Origin of the sequence: Pseudomonas promysalinigenes, from assembly GCF_014269025.2 — a bacterium.
Taxonomy (GTDB): domain Bacteria; phylum Pseudomonadota; class Gammaproteobacteria; order Pseudomonadales; family Pseudomonadaceae; genus Aquipseudomonas; species Aquipseudomonas promysalinigenes.
The window spans coordinates 2,633,085-2,649,472 of sequence record NZ_CP077094.1 but is presented as its reverse complement, the minus strand read 5'-3'; the positions used below and the strand labels follow the sequence as shown (position 1 = coordinate 2,649,472).

General features: G+C 60.4%; 17 protein-coding genes. 7 read left to right on the top strand and 10 right to left on the bottom strand.

Features of this window, described 5'->3' with window-relative positions; genetic code table 11:
- Positions 1-5 precede the first annotated feature (5 nt).
- Entirely contained in the window at positions 6-977 is a 972-nt protein-coding gene (locus HU725_RS11985) for an aliphatic sulfonate ABC transporter substrate-binding protein (protein ID WP_186477812.1), read from the bottom strand.
- A gap of 189 nt (positions 978-1,166) precedes the next feature.
- Between HU725_RS11985 and HU725_RS11980 the strand changes: the two genes are divergently transcribed.
- A complete protein-coding gene (locus HU725_RS11980) occupies positions 1,167-2,045 on the top strand; it encodes an NHL repeat-containing protein (protein ID WP_186477811.1) in 879 nt (292 codons plus the stop codon).
- 71 nt (positions 2,046-2,116) lie between these two features.
- Here the strand turns inward: HU725_RS11980 and HU725_RS11975 are convergent, their stop codons facing one another.
- From HU725_RS11975 to pmrG, 3 genes are read right to left on the bottom strand one after another with little or no spacing between them, the layout of a single operon-like run.
- A complete protein-coding gene (locus HU725_RS11975; protein ID WP_186477810.1) occupies positions 2,117-2,779 on the bottom strand; it encodes a class I SAM-dependent methyltransferase in 663 nt (220 codons plus the stop codon).
- A complete protein-coding gene (locus HU725_RS11970) occupies positions 2,760-3,617 on the bottom strand; it encodes a phosphatase PAP2 family protein (RefSeq protein ID WP_186477809.1) in 858 nt (285 codons plus the stop codon). The genes HU725_RS11975 and HU725_RS11970 overlap by 20 nt, the downstream gene beginning before the upstream one ends.
- Before the next feature lie 2 nt (positions 3,618-3,619).
- Entirely contained in the window at positions 3,620-4,294 is a 675-nt protein-coding gene (pmrG, locus tag HU725_RS11965) for a lipopolysaccharide core heptose(II)-phosphate phosphatase PmrG (protein ID WP_186477808.1), read from the bottom strand.
- Positions 4,295-4,514: 220 nt separating this feature from the next.
- On the opposite strand from pmrG, the gene HU725_RS11960 reads away from it, so the two are divergent.
- Both HU725_RS11960 and HU725_RS11955 read left to right on the top strand, forming a co-directional pair.
- Positions 4,515-6,704, top strand: coding sequence for a methyl-accepting chemotaxis protein (locus HU725_RS11960; protein ID WP_437180291.1), 2,190 nt, complete (start codon positions 4,515-4,517; stop codon positions 6,702-6,704).
- Positions 6,705-6,768: 64 nt separating this feature from the next.
- A complete protein-coding gene (locus HU725_RS11955; RefSeq protein WP_060477130.1) occupies positions 6,769-6,969 on the top strand; it encodes a DUF1289 domain-containing protein in 201 nt (66 codons plus the stop codon).
- Positions 6,970-7,051: 82 nt separating this feature from the next.
- Here HU725_RS11955 and HU725_RS11950 read toward each other — a convergent pair whose 3' ends face one another.
- The gene (locus tag HU725_RS11950) at positions 7,052-7,225 is read right to left on the bottom strand and encodes a DUF2986 domain-containing protein (RefSeq protein WP_186477806.1); all 174 of its coding nucleotides are present in this window, start codon (positions 7,223-7,225) and stop codon (positions 7,052-7,054) included.
- A gap of 168 nt (positions 7,226-7,393) precedes the next feature.
- Here HU725_RS11950 and HU725_RS11945 point away from each other — a divergent pair, with 168 nt between their 5' ends.
- Entirely contained in the window at positions 7,394-8,287 is an 894-nt protein-coding gene (locus tag HU725_RS11945; RefSeq protein WP_186477805.1) for a LysR substrate-binding domain-containing protein, read from the top strand.
- An 18-nt stretch (positions 8,288-8,305) separates the two neighbouring features.
- Here the strand turns inward: HU725_RS11945 and mtlD are convergent, their stop codons facing one another.
- Positions 8,306-10,471, bottom strand: coding sequence for a bifunctional mannitol-1-phosphate dehydrogenase/phosphatase (mtlD, locus tag HU725_RS11940; RefSeq protein WP_186477804.1), 2,166 nt, complete (start codon positions 10,469-10,471; stop codon positions 8,306-8,308).
- Between the two features lie 508 nt (positions 10,472-10,979).
- Here mtlD and HU725_RS11935 point away from each other — a divergent pair.
- Complete coding sequence (locus HU725_RS11935) at positions 10,980-12,605, top strand: methyl-accepting chemotaxis protein (protein ID WP_186477803.1); 1,626 nt, start codon at positions 10,980-10,982, stop codon at positions 12,603-12,605.
- 3 nt (positions 12,606-12,608) lie between these two features.
- On the opposite strand, the gene HU725_RS11930 is transcribed toward HU725_RS11935, so the two are convergent.
- Both HU725_RS11930 and HU725_RS11925 read right to left on the bottom strand, forming a co-directional pair.
- Complete coding sequence (locus tag HU725_RS11930; protein WP_060477134.1) at positions 12,609-12,905, bottom strand: DUF3144 domain-containing protein; 297 nt, start codon at positions 12,903-12,905, stop codon at positions 12,609-12,611.
- An 84-nt stretch (positions 12,906-12,989) separates the two neighbouring features.
- Entirely contained in the window at positions 12,990-13,838 is an 849-nt protein-coding gene (locus HU725_RS11925) for a GGDEF domain-containing protein (RefSeq protein ID WP_186477997.1), read from the bottom strand.
- A gap of 118 nt (positions 13,839-13,956) precedes the next feature.
- Here HU725_RS11925 and HU725_RS11920 point away from each other — a divergent pair, with 118 nt between their 5' ends.
- Both HU725_RS11920 and HU725_RS11915 read left to right on the top strand, forming a co-directional pair.
- The gene (locus HU725_RS11920; RefSeq protein WP_186477802.1) at positions 13,957-14,445 is read left to right on the top strand and encodes an isochorismatase family protein; all 489 of its coding nucleotides are present in this window, start codon (positions 13,957-13,959) and stop codon (positions 14,443-14,445) included.
- Positions 14,446-14,524: 79 nt separating this feature from the next.
- The gene (locus tag HU725_RS11915; RefSeq protein WP_186477801.1) at positions 14,525-15,289 is read left to right on the top strand and encodes a hypothetical protein; all 765 of its coding nucleotides are present in this window, start codon (positions 14,525-14,527) and stop codon (positions 15,287-15,289) included.
- 191 nt (positions 15,290-15,480) lie between these two features.
- Here HU725_RS11915 and HU725_RS11910 read toward each other — a convergent pair whose 3' ends face one another.
- Entirely contained in the window at positions 15,481-15,891 is a 411-nt protein-coding gene (locus tag HU725_RS11910; RefSeq protein ID WP_186477800.1) for a hypothetical protein, read from the bottom strand.
- Between the two features lie 73 nt (positions 15,892-15,964).
- Positions 15,965-16,318 carry a hypothetical protein gene (locus HU725_RS11905; RefSeq protein ID WP_186477799.1) on the bottom strand — a complete coding sequence of 118 codons (354 nt, stop codon included), beginning with the start codon at positions 16,316-16,318 and terminating at the stop codon, positions 15,965-15,967.
- Positions 16,319-16,388: the final 70 nt, after the last annotated feature.

The window sequence follows — 16,388 nt, the reverse complement described above, 5'->3', positions numbered from 1 at the left end:
CCTGGTCATGGCAATAGAGAAACTGGGTAGACCGCATCGGCCACCTGCAGCTTGTGCGCGATCAGGCCAAGCCCTTCAAAGGTGTCGGCCAGTCTTTGTTGCTCAGCGATGATCTGGGGGGTGATGGCAACCGCATTGTAGTTGCGCCGTTCGCTGGCCACCTGCAATACATCGGCGTTGATACCCAACTGAGGTGCCAGTAGCGCTGCGACCTCATCAGGCTTGGCATTGGCCCACTGGCTGACCTTGCTCAATTCACTGAAGAAGGTCTTGAGCAGGTCGCGGTGCTTGTCCGCGAAGGACGTAGTGGAAAGGTAGAATGTACGGTTGTTGGAAAGGCCGCTGCCATCGCGCAGGTTTTTCAAGCCCGGCTGGCTTTGGGCGGCAGCGAGGAACGGGTCCCATAAGGTAGCCGCCTGCACGCTACCTGATTGCAGGGCGGCGACTGCGTCGGCGGCGTTGTTGACATAGGCCGGGGTGATGTCTTTGTAGCTCAGGCCGGCCTGTTGCAGCGCCACCGCTAGCAGGTACTGGGCGTTCCAGCCTCGGCCCGTCGCCACGCGTTTGCCTTTAAGGTCCTGCACCGACGTGAGGTGGTCTTGCTCGCGCACCACCAGCCCGATACCGCGCGGATAGGGCTGTTCGGCGGCCAGATAGATTACCGGCTTGTTCGCCGCCTGGGCGAATACCGAGGGCGCATCTGCCGCATGTCCCAGATCGATGGCACCCGTGCTGAGTGCTTCGAGCAGTTGCGGGCCTGCGGCGAACTCATGCCAGCTAACCTTCACACCCAGCGGCGCTAACGCTTTCTCCAGTGCTCCGGTGCCCTTGAGGATGTTGATGCTGTTGAATTTCTGATAACCGATGCGCAGTGTCTTGGCGTCTTCGGCCAGGGCACTGGACCAGGGCAGCAAACTACTGACTAACGTAGCCATGATACCGCCGACCAAAAGGCGACGTAGAACAGAGAAGGGCATAAAGATAGCTCCTGATAGGTGGGTCATGATGTCCTCAGCCTAAGGAGCTGGGATGCGGCCTTCAATTTTTTTATTCCATTCTGTTAGACCGTTTAGCTATTTTTATATCGTTTTGTGTTTTTGGCGGTTCGTGACGAAATTTTCACATCCTCTTGATAGGATTCGGGCCCAAAACAAGGGAGCCCTTCAATGCCCATCCTGCGTCGGCGCAGCGTTCGTATCGCGCTCACTGCTACCACCTGCCTAATTGTCGCCACCTTGGGCTTTTTCGCCTGGCAGTCTTTCTACCCCGTGCAGGCTGCCGATGGCTGGCAGGTCCAGGTGCTGCACCGCGATGTGGCTAAGGCCGCCTCATTACTGCCTCAGGCCGATGGCAGCCTGCTGGTGAGCCGCGAACTGGATGACAGCAAAGGCAGCATTCTGAAAATCACTGCCAGCGGTGACCGCGTCGTACTGATCGATAACCTTTCCAAGCCCGACGGCATGGCCGCGGTGAAAGGTGGCTGGGTGTTCAGCCAGGAGGGCGGGCGCGCGCCGGTGAGCCTGTCGCGCGATGGGCAGCTCACCGAGCTGTTCGATGGTGAAAGTGTGCAGGGCTTGTGGAACGATGGTGACCATCTTTACGCAGTCGAAGATCGCAAGGGCAACGGCCGGCTGATGCGCTACGACTGGGCAAGCGGCAAGCTTGACGTGTTACGAGCGGGGTTGACCGAAGCCGAAGGGCTGACTCGCTGTGCCGATGGCCGCTTGTTGTATACAGAAAAAGGCAGTGGCAACGTGCGCGCCTTGGCCGACGACGGTAGGGACCCAGTAGTGGTGCAGGGGCTGAGTCACCCTACGTTTCTGATGTGTGACGAGCGGGGCTTGTGGATCAGTGAAGACAACACTCACCGCGCACGCCTCTTACGTGTGGATGCGAAGGGTATTCAGCACGTGGTATTGACCTTCCTCAAGGCGCCGCAGTCGATCGTCGCAGATGGCAAAGGGGGTTACCTGCTGGCCGAAGGCGGCCGCGACCGCGTGTTGCAACTGACGCCACCCGCGGCCCAGAGCACCGCCCAACGTTGATGGGTTGCTGCACCTGCGGCTTTCGCGGGCACCGGGCGCCCAACCCAGTTGCTCCGAGCCATGCAGGGCTGTTAGTCCGCTATCATCAGCAACGACTGTGGCACTGCGCTTTGCGGGTGCTGTGGCTCTTGTAGGCTCAACAGCCTGAAGCCCGCCATGTGCAACGCATTGAGCCAGCTGGCCAACGTCCGGTAGTACCACGGCATGGGCTGCCAGTTGCCAGCAAAGCCTGCAAAAGTTTCCACGCGCCAGCCGTCCTGATAGTTATCGCTCGCCACGCACCAGGGGTGCGTAGTCTGGATGACCAAGGCCCCACCAGGCACCAGCAGTTCTTTGGTCGCCGCCAACAGCGGGATAACGTCTTGTTGCAGCAGCGCGAAGTTGGCACAAATCAGATCGTATTCGGCTCCGATATCCACCTCTGCGGCAGCTATCTGCCCATAGCTGGCGTGGTACACCTGCGCAGACCCAGCGGCCCGCGAAGCTTCCACCAGCCCTGCATCACCCTCTACCCCGACCGCCTCGATACCGCGGTCAGCCAATGCCCTGAGTAACCAGCCTTCACCGCAGCCAAGGTCCAGTACTCGCTCAGGCTGACGCCCAAGAATCGCCAGCAGCACTGCCTGGTCGGTGACTTGCAGCCGGCTCTGGATGACGCCGCCGCGCACTGCGTCTATCCAGGCACTGGCGTTCAGTTGCCAGCTGCTCAACACGTCATCGTCGGATGTCGTCATGCCGCTGCTCCTGGGAAAGGTGAGTGCTCAAGCATAGGCATCTAGCGTCGCCTTGTCTGCGCGGGGCTTGCAGCGCCTCACGCCCATAGAAAGCCAGGGCAGTGGCCCAGGTGGTCAACCATACGAATATCCCGGCCCAGAACGTGTGCGACATATAGTGCCAGCCCTGTAGCACGCGGGTGGTGCCGTAGACGAAGCCGATCAGCAAAATGCCCACCAGCAGCTTGCGTGCGTGTTGCCACCGGTGGCGCAGGGCCACGAAGTACAGTGCCAGCAAAGTGAAACCGCTGGACGCGTGGCCGCCAGGCCAACAGCGACCTTCGCCAGCCTTACTGAACCAGCGCAAGTTCTCGTACCATTCAACGCGCGCTTCGGCGCCGCCGTAGAGCGTAGTTTCCACCGGGCAGTACACGCCGGTATGGCTCTTGAGGTAATGAATCACGGTTGTGCTCAAAGCGAACGCGGCCACCACGAACAGAAAATCACGACGGTGCGCGCTGGTGAAGCGCAGAGCCGGGGTGACTCTGCTGGCATCCAGGCCGCGGGTGATCAATGCATCGGGATGCTTTGCCAGGCATGGCCCGATGAACGACAGCAGTGATCCGACGATTGCCGCTTCGCCAGTCCAGTTCGGCAGGATGCGTGGCCATTTATGCGTCAGTTTCTCGAACGCCGGGTCATGCAGCAGTGAAAACTGGCCGGTGGCGGGGTCGAGGAGCAGATTGCTGATCCAGCGATCCAGTTCGGTAAGATCGAACATCAAGAACACAACCGCTGCCAGCAGAAGTGGTACGACCAGGTTGTGGAAGTAAAACTTGGTTATCGATGATGCAGGCATGCCTAGCTCCCTGCGTGGCTGGTGAATGCTGGCCACTGATTGGCATTGAGCTGCCCGAGCAAGTGAGCTTTGCCATGGGTTGAACTGCTGACGAATAGGGTACTGGCATAGCCAGCAGAGCGTTCGCCACCGGCTACGCCAAACTTACGCTCCAGGTGGTCGATACAGCCGCTGTGGGTGACCAGCACCAGGTTATGCCCCTCTCTTTTATGAGCCAACACGGCATCGGCAAAGCTGCTGTCGCAGCGCGCCAGCCACTGTTGAGTTTCGACAGCTTTGCCGAAGGCGAACGAGGCGGTCTGCTGGGTGCGCGCTTCGGGGCTGGTGAAGATGTCGGCACCGACCAGGCCCAAATGGCGTATACCGTCACCGACCGTAGCAGAGGCCCGGCTGCCGTCCACGGTAATGCCGGCAGAGTCGCTCAGGCAGGCATGATTGGAGCGGTCGCAGCGTTCGGCATGGCGAACCAGAAGGATCATATCGCCGCTGTTCCAAGCGCTACGGATACCCTCGGGCAGGGCTTGCGAGCTACCCAGGTTGGTGACGCGGGAGGGCAAGCCATGCATGAGGCCCAGTGCGGACGCTGCCACCAGCATGGCAAGCAGCCAGATGATCGGCAGCTTGCGACTTTTAAGGTGCAGCCTGCGTAGGGGTAACGCGATTACATGTTCCAGCATGCTGTCACTCCAAGGATAAGGCTGGCAGCACCTTATCTTCGGTGTTGTGGCCCCTCAGTGAAGTGGGTGTGAAAATTATCTTGCCGGCAGGGGGCCCACTGACGGTGCATATCGAGCAATGCGCACCGAGTTGGTGCTCGAGCGTGGGGTCCAAGGACCGTTAATGCCAGATCGTTAGCTTGCATACGAGTTGGCGTACAAATTGCTATCACTTGGCCATATGATGTCGCATGTGGTGAATAAAATGTCGCTTTCAAGCCGTTCCATGCAGTTGTCTTCTAAAGAAAAACGTTGGTTGCCGTGGTTCGGTAGTGCGGGCAAGCTCAAGATGGCCTGGGCTTGCCGGCTCAACCGCACGCATTACCCAGTAATCGAACAGACCTTCGAGGCAATTGCACAGACCCGCGTAAAGTTGCTGCACAACTGGGCCAGTGAGCAGTGGGAGCACCTGGCAGAGCTGGCGCAGCAATTAGCGCAGAGCTCCACGCAGGCCGACCGCGCGCTACTAGTGGACAAGCTGGCCCAGGCTGAAGATTTTTCCGAGCTGTGTGTGGTGGACCTGACGGGTGATGTGATGGTGTCTACCTGGGATGGGCGCGGCAACTCGAAAAGCGCACAGCTTGATGCCTTGGCCGAAGGCTTGAAGGCGCCTTTCCTGCACGGGCCGTACAGCGACCCGTTGACGTTGCAAATCGGGCCGTCTTCCTCACGCTTTCACGATGAAGTCACGTTAATGTTCTATCAACCGATCCAACGCGGTGGTACCACCGTAGGCTGCCTTTGCGGCCGTGTGCCCAACGATGTGCTCGGCGATCTCATCCAGCGTGAAGCCGGGCATATATACGCCGAATCTGGCGACAACTATTTGTTCATGGCCCAAGCACGTTTTGACCCAACCATCGAGCCAGGCACTGCGTTGTCGCGCTCGCGTTTCGAGGATGGCACCTTCACCCATGGCGAGAACCTCAAGGGCGGCGTGCGTACTCCATGGAGTACGGTGCAGGTCCGCCGTCATACCGAGCTTGAGCTGCGCTTTACCGACCCATCGACTGGCCAATTGCACCCCGGCGTGCGGGAAACCATTCGCCATGGCGCCAACCTGTTCGTGACTTACCCAGGCTACTCGGACTATCGGCATGTGCCGGTGGTAGGCAAAGGCGTTACCTTCCAGCTGCCTGGCTCACCCGACCGCTGGGGCATGATGTGTGAAGCCGACCTTGAGGAGGTGTACCGCAGACGCTCGCTCAGTTACGGGCTGATGAAGCCCTATGTGGCGATTATGGCTGGCCTATTTGGCTGCAACTTTCTGGTTCAGCATTACGCCGGGCTGCCCCAGGGGTGGAACGATGCCATTGCGGCCCTGGGCATGCTCATCGCCACGCTGACATTCAGTGCTCTGGGGCCCAAACGCTTGGCTGCGCGGCTCAATGGCATGAGCGGTGTACTACGTACCATTGCCGAAGGTGAAGGTAATCTACGCCAGCGTCTGGATCCACAAGCCCTGGCCAATGATGAAACCGGCGATATGGCGCGTTGGATCAACAGTTTCATCGACCGCCTGGATGCGGTGGTCGGGCAAGTGGTGAAGGCTAGCCGCACAGTGGGGTCCACTAACCGGATGATGCTGGGCCGCAGCCATGAGGCGAGCATGACCTGCGCTGATGTCTGCGAGTCGCTGCACCAGATGATGATCATCATGGAAGAACAACTGGGCGAGTTACAGCAGGCTTCGGTCAGCGCCGAACAGATGAAACAAGCCATGGATGAGGTGGTCACCCGGGCCCGTGAGGACTTCCAGGCGGTGCAGGCCGGTACGCAGTCGATTCGCGATGTGGTCGCACAATCCTCAGCGAGCGTGCAGTCGCTGGACAACCGTATGGGCCAAATTGGGACTATCACCGGGTTGATCAGTGATATCACCCATCAGACCAACCTGCTGGCGCTCAACGCGGCCATAGAGGCCGCACGCGCTGGCGAGCACGGCCGGGGCTTCGCGGTGGTGGCCGACGAGGTGCGCAGCCTGGCGGCGCGGACATCGCGTGCGGCCGACGACATAAGGCACATGGTCGGTGGGCTGCAGGAAGAAACGCAGCAGGCTGTGAGCTACATGGAGCACGGGGTAAGCGATGTCGATCACAGCCTGCGCCTGGCTGAAGATGCGTCATCGGAGAACGTGCAATTGCACCAGGCGGTCGAGGCGATGTTCGCAATCATTCAGCAGTTGAATCGGCGCAGTGTGCAATACGGCAAGACCATCGAGCAGGTGAACCAGTCCTCCGACCAGATGCGCCAGACAACCGTGGTACTACAGAGCAGTGCAGAGACGGTGAGGGTCAATGCCGGTAAGTTGCAGAAGCTAGTGGGGCAGTTCGAGGTCAGCAGCGACAGTAGGCGCGCTGCTCTAGCATGAATGGCAAAGGGTATGGGTGCGGTCTCATTCAAGGTATGATCCGCGCCCGCAATCGGAGCCTGCCATGGCTAAAGACATCGAAAACCCCTGCGTTTCGCTTTGCCAGCTCAACAGCGAGCTGTGTGTGAGCTGTGGTCGCACCCGCGAAGAAATCCGTAAGTGGCGCGGCATGAAACGCCCGGAGAAAATGGCTACCGTGCAGCGAGCTGCCGCGCGAATGAAGGCCATTGCCAAAAAGACCGCCAAGCGTCAGGGCAGCGAGTGAATCTGCCGCGTTCGCTCAGGCCGTAAGCAATCGCTACAGGCGCAGGTTCACCTAGCAAGGGCAATCCAGGCATCCTTAGTAGCTAGCCTTGCTCGGCCAGGCTATCGGTGCCAGCCCCGTCAATGGTGTCGGCCTGCAGTTTCAGCCGGTCGGCCTTGCTGATGTATTTGGGTTTGTTGCTTTTGGGGGCCAGCTTGGCATTGGCCTTTTTCTGGTGAGCCTTGAGCAATTGTTTGAGTTTCTTCTGGCGGTTCATCGTCCATCTCTGACGTGCAGCAAAGGTCGCTGCATTGTACATCGTGGCTAGCCCCATTGGCCTTTGACCCGCATCCATAGGGCACCTCCGCAGGGGCAACAAGGCTGCTTCCAAACAGCCAGTGATAGCGGTAGCCTCGGCAGACCTTGGCCGATTGAAATCCTTACCATGCCTGCAGGCTTCCCTGGGTTGCCTTCACTCAATGCGCTGCGCGTGTTCGAAGTGGTGGCGCGTCAACTGAACTTTCGCCTCGCCGCAGAGGAACTGGGCGTTACGCAGGCAGCTGTGGCCCAGCAGGTGCGCGGCTTGGAGGCGAGCTTGCAAGTTCGCCTGTTCGAGCGCCTGCCACGGGGCGTAGGCTTGACCGATGCCGGGCGTAGCTATGCTGCGAGCATTCGTAGCGCGCTGGGGATGATCGACGACGCCACCCGTCTGCTGCGTCCGACGCCATCTCAGGTTACGGTCAGCGTGACGCCATCGTTTGCCTCCAAGTGGCTGATTCCACGGCTCGGTCACTTCGCCGAGGCCCATCCCGACATTGACTTGCGCTTACTGGCCACCGACCGACTCTCACATTTTCACACCGATGGCGTTGATATCGCCGTGCGGTACGGCCAACCGCCATTTGGTGGCGGGTTGAACGTCGAACGGTTGATGGACCAGAGCATCGTTGCAGTGGCCAGCCCAGGGTTGCTGGCTGAGCGGGGTAAGCCCGACACCTTCACCGCATTGCAGGGGTATGTGGCCCTGCATGACGGGCACGATTTCTGGCCAGCGTTCAGCGCGGCCTTATTCCCAGGCCACCCGCCAGCGACTGCGAAAACCGTGCGTTTCAACCAGACATCTTTGGCCATCGATGCCGCGCTCGGCGGGCAGGGCATCACCCTGGCCAGCTTGGCTTTCGTCAAGGCCGACATCGCGGCCGGCCGCTTGGTGCAGGTGTTTGCCCAGTGTCTGAGGCTGGACCAAGCCTTTTACCTCGTGTGGCCCCGCCGCATGCACGAGCCTCAAGCGCTGAGCACGGTCAGGGCGTGGCTCAGAGCCCAAGTAGCGGAAAACTGAGCCCGCCTCTGCAAGGCATCAAGGTTGCTGGTGATTGGGCGCACTGCGTTGTGCCACCGGCGCTGAAGGTGCTGCAGCCCACTGAGCGCTGTCGCGCTGCTGCAAACGATGGAAACTGTCGGCGATAATGTCGATGATCGACGCGTCCTCAACCGGATGCAGGCCAGGGTAGGGCTTGCCGTGGTAATCGCCATCATGGGTCAGCACCGCGTCGACCCGTTCGCCGCTGGCGTTGTACAACTGCTTCATGCGCTGGGCCTCGCGGTCCTTGGCCGAGTTGCAGCGCAACGCATAATGAATGGCCAGTGCCGCCCCCTGAGCCAGGGCGGGTGTGGCAATGCCGTGCTTTTTGGCCAAGTCGATGCTGCTGAAGATTCGCTCGTTACGCTGCAGTTTGCGCATCGGGTCACGCCCTACACGGGCGCACGGGTCTTTGAATGAGCGCTTGCAGCGCTCCAGAAAGACATCGGCAAACTGCGCAACGACTTCGGCCAAGTCTGGGTACTCGGCCACCAGCGTGGGCGCCACTTCATCGTGGATAAGGCGTTGCGCCAGGGCACTGACACGGTCATCACCCATACCCTGGCCGACCCAGGTGTACCCCAACAGGCTGGCGTACCAAGCGATGATTGCATGGGGGCCGTTCCACAATCGGTTCTTGATGATCTGAATCGGGGTGATGTCCTTGACGGTCTTCACCTGCCGCAGCCGCTCCAGCAGGTCGCCGCCGCGTTCGACATACAGTGGCATGTCCGGCTCGCTGTTGAACAGCACCAAATGCAGCTGGCTCATGGCATTGCTGGATTGGGCAAAGGGCCTGAAGCGGCTGATCAGGCGCTGATATTCAGCAGTTGGGCGCGCCGGCTCTTGCTCGTCCTCCAGGCTGTTCTGCAACATCTGCGACTTGATTCGCAATTGCCGAACCAGCGCATCATTGCTGATCTTGGACACGATGCGGCTGACCACTGTTTCGGCAAAATGCGTCTTGAGCAGCACCTGCCTGGCGATGTCTGGAGCGCAGAGCGCTGCCAACTGCGTTTGCACATGCCGCCGTACGAATGCTGCGCCGCCGATCTTGTTCAGCACGATCAGCAAGGTCAGTTCGCGGCCCCGCCGCTCGAAGCGTTGCAGCAAGCCCTTGGCAATTACCGCGGCCTGTTGCTGGATAGCTTGCTCAGGCAGGCTCAAGCCTATGATTTCCGAATCGTTGTACATCTGGATGACCGCCTGCTCATCATCCATGTCGATCATGCGCACATTTTCGATGGTCTGGTCGAACGCGCTGGCCCCATAGCGCACGCTGTAACTGCCGAATGCGGTAATGGTCTCCCGGAGCATGGGCGAGCGGGTCGCTGCGATGATCTCGCAAGGCCGCGTGTAGCCGTCCCAGTGGGCAAATACCTGAGTGAGATAGCCGCCGCCAATAGCACCGAAACCATGAATCCCCACCCGGAACTGATTGAACGAGGTGGGGAAAGGCTCGGCCAGTTCTGGCATACCCAGGTCGGGCACGCACTCGCTCAGGTCGGCAAGAAACGCGTGCATGCTGCGGTAGGCCTTGAGTGCGCCTGCCTTGACCTCAGGTGCGGGTGGTTTGATGTCTTCGATCAGAATTGCCTGGCCTTCGGCGCGGATAGCCGAGAGCAGCCCGTTTTCCGAGTCCTCGACCATGAAACATTGCTCTGGCGCGCAATTGAGTGCCCGCGCCGCTTGCAGGAATATCTCTGGGTGAGGTTTACCTTGGCTGACTTCATCGCCACAGACGGTGATGTCGAAGTACTTGAGCACGTTGGCATTGATCAAGTATTCCTCGGCGATCGCGCGGCGGCTGGAGGTGGCCACGGCCATGGTCAGGCCGGATTTGCGCAGCCGCTCGAGCACTTCCAGCAAACCTGCCTTGATCGGTACGCCATGATTGCGCACATGCTCAAGTTCCAGCTCATCGGCGCGCTGACGAATCTGTGCGTACGGGAAATCTTCGCCGTTGTGGGCCTTGGCGAGGGCTTCGGCTTTCTTCGCACTCAAACCCAGCGAACCGATGAGCGTCTGCTCACTTAGCGCCCGGCCAAAGATTTCCAGTGAGGCCTGTTTGAGCGTCTTGAACCGCAGGCGCTCGGTGTCGAACATCGTGCCATCCATATCGAAGATGGCGCTGAGAATTTTTTTACCCTGAAACAAGATCATTGGCTGTCGCCCCTTTTAGGTTGGCAGGAAACCGTACGTCTTCGGTGAATGAATGACGTGTGAATGCACGCACTGCAGCGTGGCCAGTCAGGTAGGGGGTAGGCGGTCGACAGGGGGGCGCTGGGGCGCTACCCAGAGGTAGGGCGCAACGGCGCGGGGAGTGCAGAGGAGGATGGCGATCTTTGAAGCAAGGCGGGTGATGGCGTTGGCTTTGAATTCACGCCCACTGGCTGCCGAAGGGGTGGCGGACAATGGGCGCACATAGCGATGGATACGTGTGATTCCGAGCATAAGGTAAGGGTTTTCCTTCTCTGGTGACTGACGTTCCTTTTTTACCCTTGCACGTATGGGCACGCTGATGCAAGGCGTAAGCAAGATTCGTTCGTTTATCGAACACAAGCACCTGCCATGCCCTCAAGCATGCGTCAGCCTCTCCGATAGCTGCTCACCCACCGTCGAAATTTCGACCCAACGTGGTGACAACCAGCACTGAAGGAGTACTGCTTGCATGTTTGCCAACCTGAAAATTCGTACCGGAATGGCCTGGGTGCTGTTGCTGTTCAGCATGACCTTGTTGTTTTCAACCGTCAGTGCTTGGCGTGCGGCGCTGGGCAGCGACGCGCAGATAAACGAGCTGGACCAGACCGCTCATCAATCTGACCGGTTGAACAACGCCCTGTTGATGGCGATTCGTTCCAGTGCCAACGTCTCTTCAGGATTCATCGAGCAACTAGGTGACCATGACGAAAGTGCGAACAAGCGGATGGCACTTTCGGTCGAGTTGCTAGGCAAGAGCCAGGGCCTGGTGGATGAATTTGTAGAAAACATGCGTGATCCGGCCCTGCGCAAGCTGGCAATGGAGCTGCAGGCGACGTTCGGCGAGTACGCTAAGGCCGTGGCTGGCCAACGCGAAGCCACCCGTCAACGCTCGCTGGACGCGTACTTTAAGGTCAACATCGATGCCGGAAACGCCATGGGTCGGCTGCAGGCACTGCGCCAGCAGTTGGTGGCTGCGCTGGGCGATCGCGGCCAGCAGATCATGCAGGAGTCCGACCGCCGCCTGGCGCGCGCGCAACTGCTGAGCCTGGGGTTGCTGGCGGTGACCTTAATGCTCGCGGCGCTGTGCTGGGCGTTCATCGCCAAACGGGTATTGCACCCGCTGCGTGAGGCTGGGTTGCATTTCCAACGAATTGCCGGCGGCGACCTCAGCGTGCCGGTCCAGGTGCATCAACGCAACGAGATCGGGCAATTGTTCCATGAGCTGCAGCGCATGCAGCAGAGTCAGCGTGAAACGCTGGGCAGTATCAGCGACTGCACCCGGCAACTGTCCGACGCAGCGCATGCCTTGAACAGCGTTACCGAGCAAAGCGCAGAAAACCTTCGGCAACAGGGTCAGGAGCTGGAACAGGCTGCCACCGCCGTCACTGAAATGACCACAGCCGTAGAGGAGGTGGCGCGTAACGCTGTCACCACTTCCCAAGCTACCCAGCAATCCAATCAGTTGGCGCAAAGAAGTCGCCAGCAAGTCAGCGAGAACATCGATGGTACCCAGGCCATGACCGACGAGATCCAGACCAGCAGTGCCCATCTGGAGCAGTTGGTCGGGCAGGTGCGGGATATTGGCAAGGTCCTGGAAGTGATCCGTTCTGTATCCGAACAGACGAATCTGCTGGCGCTGAACGCGGCCATCGAGGCGGCCCGTGCCGGAGACGCCGGGCGCGGCTTTGCCGTGGTGGCCGACGAAGTGCGCACCCTCGCTTACCGTACCCAAGCCTCGACCCAGGAAATCGAACAGATGATCGGCCGCGTGCAGCAGGGCACCGAAGCGGCAGTGGCCTCGATGCAGACCAGTACCCGCCGCGCCCAGTCAACGCTTGAAGTGAGCCTGGCCTCGGGCCAAGCGCTGGAAGGCATCTACAGTGCTATCAGTGAAATCAACGAGCGCAACCTGGTGATTGCCAGTGCAGCGGAAGAACAGGCGCAAGTGGCCCGTGAAGTTGACCGCAACCTGTTGAATATCCGCGAGTTGTCCGGGCATTCGGCGCAAGGCGCGCAGCAGACACGCCAGGCCAGCCAGGCGTTGTCCGGGCTGGTCGGGGAAATGACGGCGTTGGTGGGGCGGTTCCGGGTTTGACGTTCAGCGCTGTTTGCCAAGGACGTAGTGGTCGAACTGATCGATGTACTCGTCGACGTTGTCCTCAAGCATCATGCGGTACTGGTCGCTGAAGTACTTGACGATTTCCTCGCGTGCAGCAGCCATTTCAGCGCCGGACTTGAAGTTACGGGCGCTGATCCAGGCGCTGAAACGGCTGGCGGCAAACGTCATCGAGGCGCTGACCTTGCCGACGTCGGCAAGGGTATCGATCTGCTGATTGGCCAGGTCGATATGCGCATCGGCGCGGTCGTAGAATGCCTGGTCGGTGGCTTGGGTCATGACGATTTACCTGTGTGGGCGTGTGTTGCGGGCGCAAAGCATGCCACAGCAGATCGCCCGTGCGCAGCCGTTGCCGGCAAAGCCCTACCTTGGGAAAGACCTGCGCCGCTTGTTGCGGTACATGTCGCTATCGGCGCAGTTGAGCAACGCGTCGATGCTGTCGCCGTCGGCCGGGTAGCAGGCCACCCCAATGCTGCAGGACGGCATGGGCAGTGAATCGGGCTCGCTGGCCAGCGGGGCTGCCATGGCAGCGAGGATCTGCGCCGTCTTCTCGGGCACCGTGCCGGCATGCACACCGCACAGTAATACGGTGAATTCGTCGCCCCCCATACGCGCCACCGTGTCCTGAGGCCCGACACACCCCTCCAGCCGCCGGGCGACCTCGCACAGCACCCGGTCGCCGATGGCATGCCCGTGCACGTCGTTGATGCCTTTGAAGTCGTTGATGTCCAGAAACAACAAGGCAAAAGGAACTGCCTGACGCACCGCACCGGCCAGCCGTTCGCTGAACAGGGAGCGATTGCAAAGCCGGGTCAGCGAGTCGTGGTGGGCGAGAAAGCGCAACGCCTGTTCGGCCTGAGTCAGTGCTGTGACATTGCGTGCCACGCCGATCCGGGCGCCAACCTCATCGGACCAGAATGCTGACCAGAGGATATGCACCACCTCACCGTCCTTGCGCAGGTAACGGTTGCGAAAGTCGCTGTGGGCCTGGCCGTTCATCACCCGCACGATCGATGCGCGCGTGGCGTCGAGGTCATCAGGATGCATGTAACGGGTGATCGGCGTACCCACCAACTCGTCGGCTCGGTAGCCGAGTAACGCATGGCAGGCATTGCTGACGAAAACGATGATGTTGTCCCTGTCGACCACGAAGACGGTGTCCAGCATCAGCTGAATCAGCTTGGGGTAAAGCGCTTGAAGGTCAACTGGCATAGGCGCGTACGACGGGTCGGGCTGGGCGAAGCCAGCATACACAGTGCCGGGCCGATTCCACCAGTAGCCATTGATGCAGATATACTCCGCGACCGTTTCGAGCATTCAGGAGTCGTTCATGCAGCAGGTTCTGCTCATCGTTGATGTCCAGTCGACCTTCAGCCCCCCGGAGTGGCTGGTCGATGGGATCAGGCTGCTGTCGGCGAGCATACCCGCGGTGGCATCGGTTGAACTGCACGATGAACAGGTGACGCCGTTTCAGCGTCAGTTGGGTTGGCACCCGGCCAGTGAAGATGAGTGCCTGGTCGAAGTCGACCACGTGTTCGTCAAGCATGGCTATGGTCAGACCAGCGAGGCGATCGCTCACCTCAAACAGATGGGCGTCGAGCGCGTGCTTGTCTGCGGCATGCAGACCGAAACCTGCGTGCTGGCCGCAGGCTTCGCTTTGTTCGATGCCGGGTTGTGCCCGACCCTGGTGACCGACCTCACCGTTGGCTCATCCCTTGACCGCTCTGGCAAGCTGGGCATAGACCTGTGGAAGCACCACTTCGGCAACGTGACCTCGCGCGCCGAGGTGATGGCCCAACTCATGTTGGCAGGGCAATGAATAAACCGCGAAAAGCCTTTGCGCATCGTTTAGCATTGGGGCGCCGCCCACCAGGCCCCACTCACACGCACCAGCGCCAATGACCGCCCTCTACCTCAAGTTCCTCATCACCCCCACACTCATGCTGGCCATCTCGCTGGCAGCCAGGCGCTGGGGCACGCAAATTGGTGGCCTATTGTCCGGGCTGCCGGTGACATCAGCCTTGGTGGTGCTGTTTCTCAGCCTTGAGCAGGGCCCTGGCTTTGCCCTGCAGGCCGTACCTGGCGCCTTGGCCGGTCTGGCGGCGGTACAGGCAACCTATTTGTTCTACTTCTGGGTCACACGGCGTATTGGGGCATTGCCTGGCTGCATAACCGCCCTGGCGGTTTATGCCGCAGCGGCGCTGCTGATGAGCCATCTGGGATCGGTCGTACTTTCAGTGGGGGTGACCCTGGCGCTGTTGAGTGCGATCATCCTTGCGACGTCGCAACCGGCGCCCGGCAGTGCTGCCAAGGTCGTGCAAATGCCACGCTGGGTGATCCCGATGCGCATGCTGACGGCCACTGCACTTTTGCTGGCGATCACCGCAAGCGCCCAATGGCTCGGTCCTGTGGCCAGTGGGCTATTGGCGCCGATTCCCGTCATCGCCTGGCCACTGGCGGTATTTGCCCATGTGCAGGGAGGGCACCGTGAACTGGGTGCAATCGTTCGCGGCAACGCCATAGGTGCCGTGGGTGTGCTGGGCTTCTATCTGATGGTCAAGGGGACTCTCGAGCAGTGGGGCAGCGTGCCGTCGATTGCCGCCGCCGTGGTGCTTGCGGTAATGGCCACATTCCTTTTGGCCAAGCTGCTGTCGCGCCGCTGAGGGTACTCGATGCTCCGCAACCTTGTCCGCGAGCCCAGGCTTGATAGCGGCGCCATGCCAGTGAGCAGCAAGCGCACCGTCCCTTGGTAGCCCCCCTGGCAGGGGGCAGCGAAGCCTAGGTGGGATTGGGCTATTGCCCATTCCGACGGCGTAGTGCGGCCAGGGCCCAATGGCGCCCGTTGGTTGGATGCTCAGCGGCGGTAGTGGTGGCGATCGTACTGGTAGTGGCGGCGATCGTACTGGTAGTGATGTGCGCGTTCGTGGCGGCGTTCCCAGTCACGGCGGCGCTCGGCCTCGCGCCGTGCCTGCTCGCGCCGCCACTGTGCCCGGCGCCATTCTTCGCGGCGGCGGTCTTGGCTGTGATAGTGCCAGCGTCCGTCCCGCCAATAGCGGTCATCGTGAGCCAGCAGCGGCCCCGGACGACCCTCGGCAACGCTGGCAACGCTCGGCCATGGGCTCTCGGCCCGTACGGTTGGCGCTTGAACTACGGTTTGATCGGGCAGGGCCAATGCTGCAGTGTTAGCTGGCCTGGCAGACGCCGGGGCAATCGACGCCAAGGCCAGCAGGCCAGCGAAGAGCACGCGCGGGAGAATGAATTTCATGACTCAGGCAACCCCCAAGGTTGTCGTTGAATATGCGCAGATAGACAAGTTATGGGGGAAAAGTTCTGGTTATTCAGTGTATTGGTGGCTCAATACCCTTCAACCAGACCAGTGGCCGTGTCGGGTCATTGCTGCTCATGCGCGCGAATGTGTCTGACTCGAGCATGGCTTTGACCTGAGCGCCCATGGCAACCAGCCGTTCGGCCAAACCTGAGTCGATCTTGCCGCTGTCTTCCAGCGATACGCCGCTTTGGCTGTGTTGAATGGCCAAGTGGTACTGTTCAGGTACATCACCACTGACGGCCAGGGTGATCGTATAGCGCGAGCCGAGCAGGGAAGCAAGGTGGCGTTGCACCAGATCGAGCAGCGATGTGTGGCTGTCGTCGTGCAGTGCCGTGGCCAGCGCAGTGGGGGCGAAGGGGGGCATGTGGTTACCTGAAAGGCTTGTCATATGGGTTTGAGCTTAGCCGAAGCTACTGTGAACTTGGGTTAAGCGA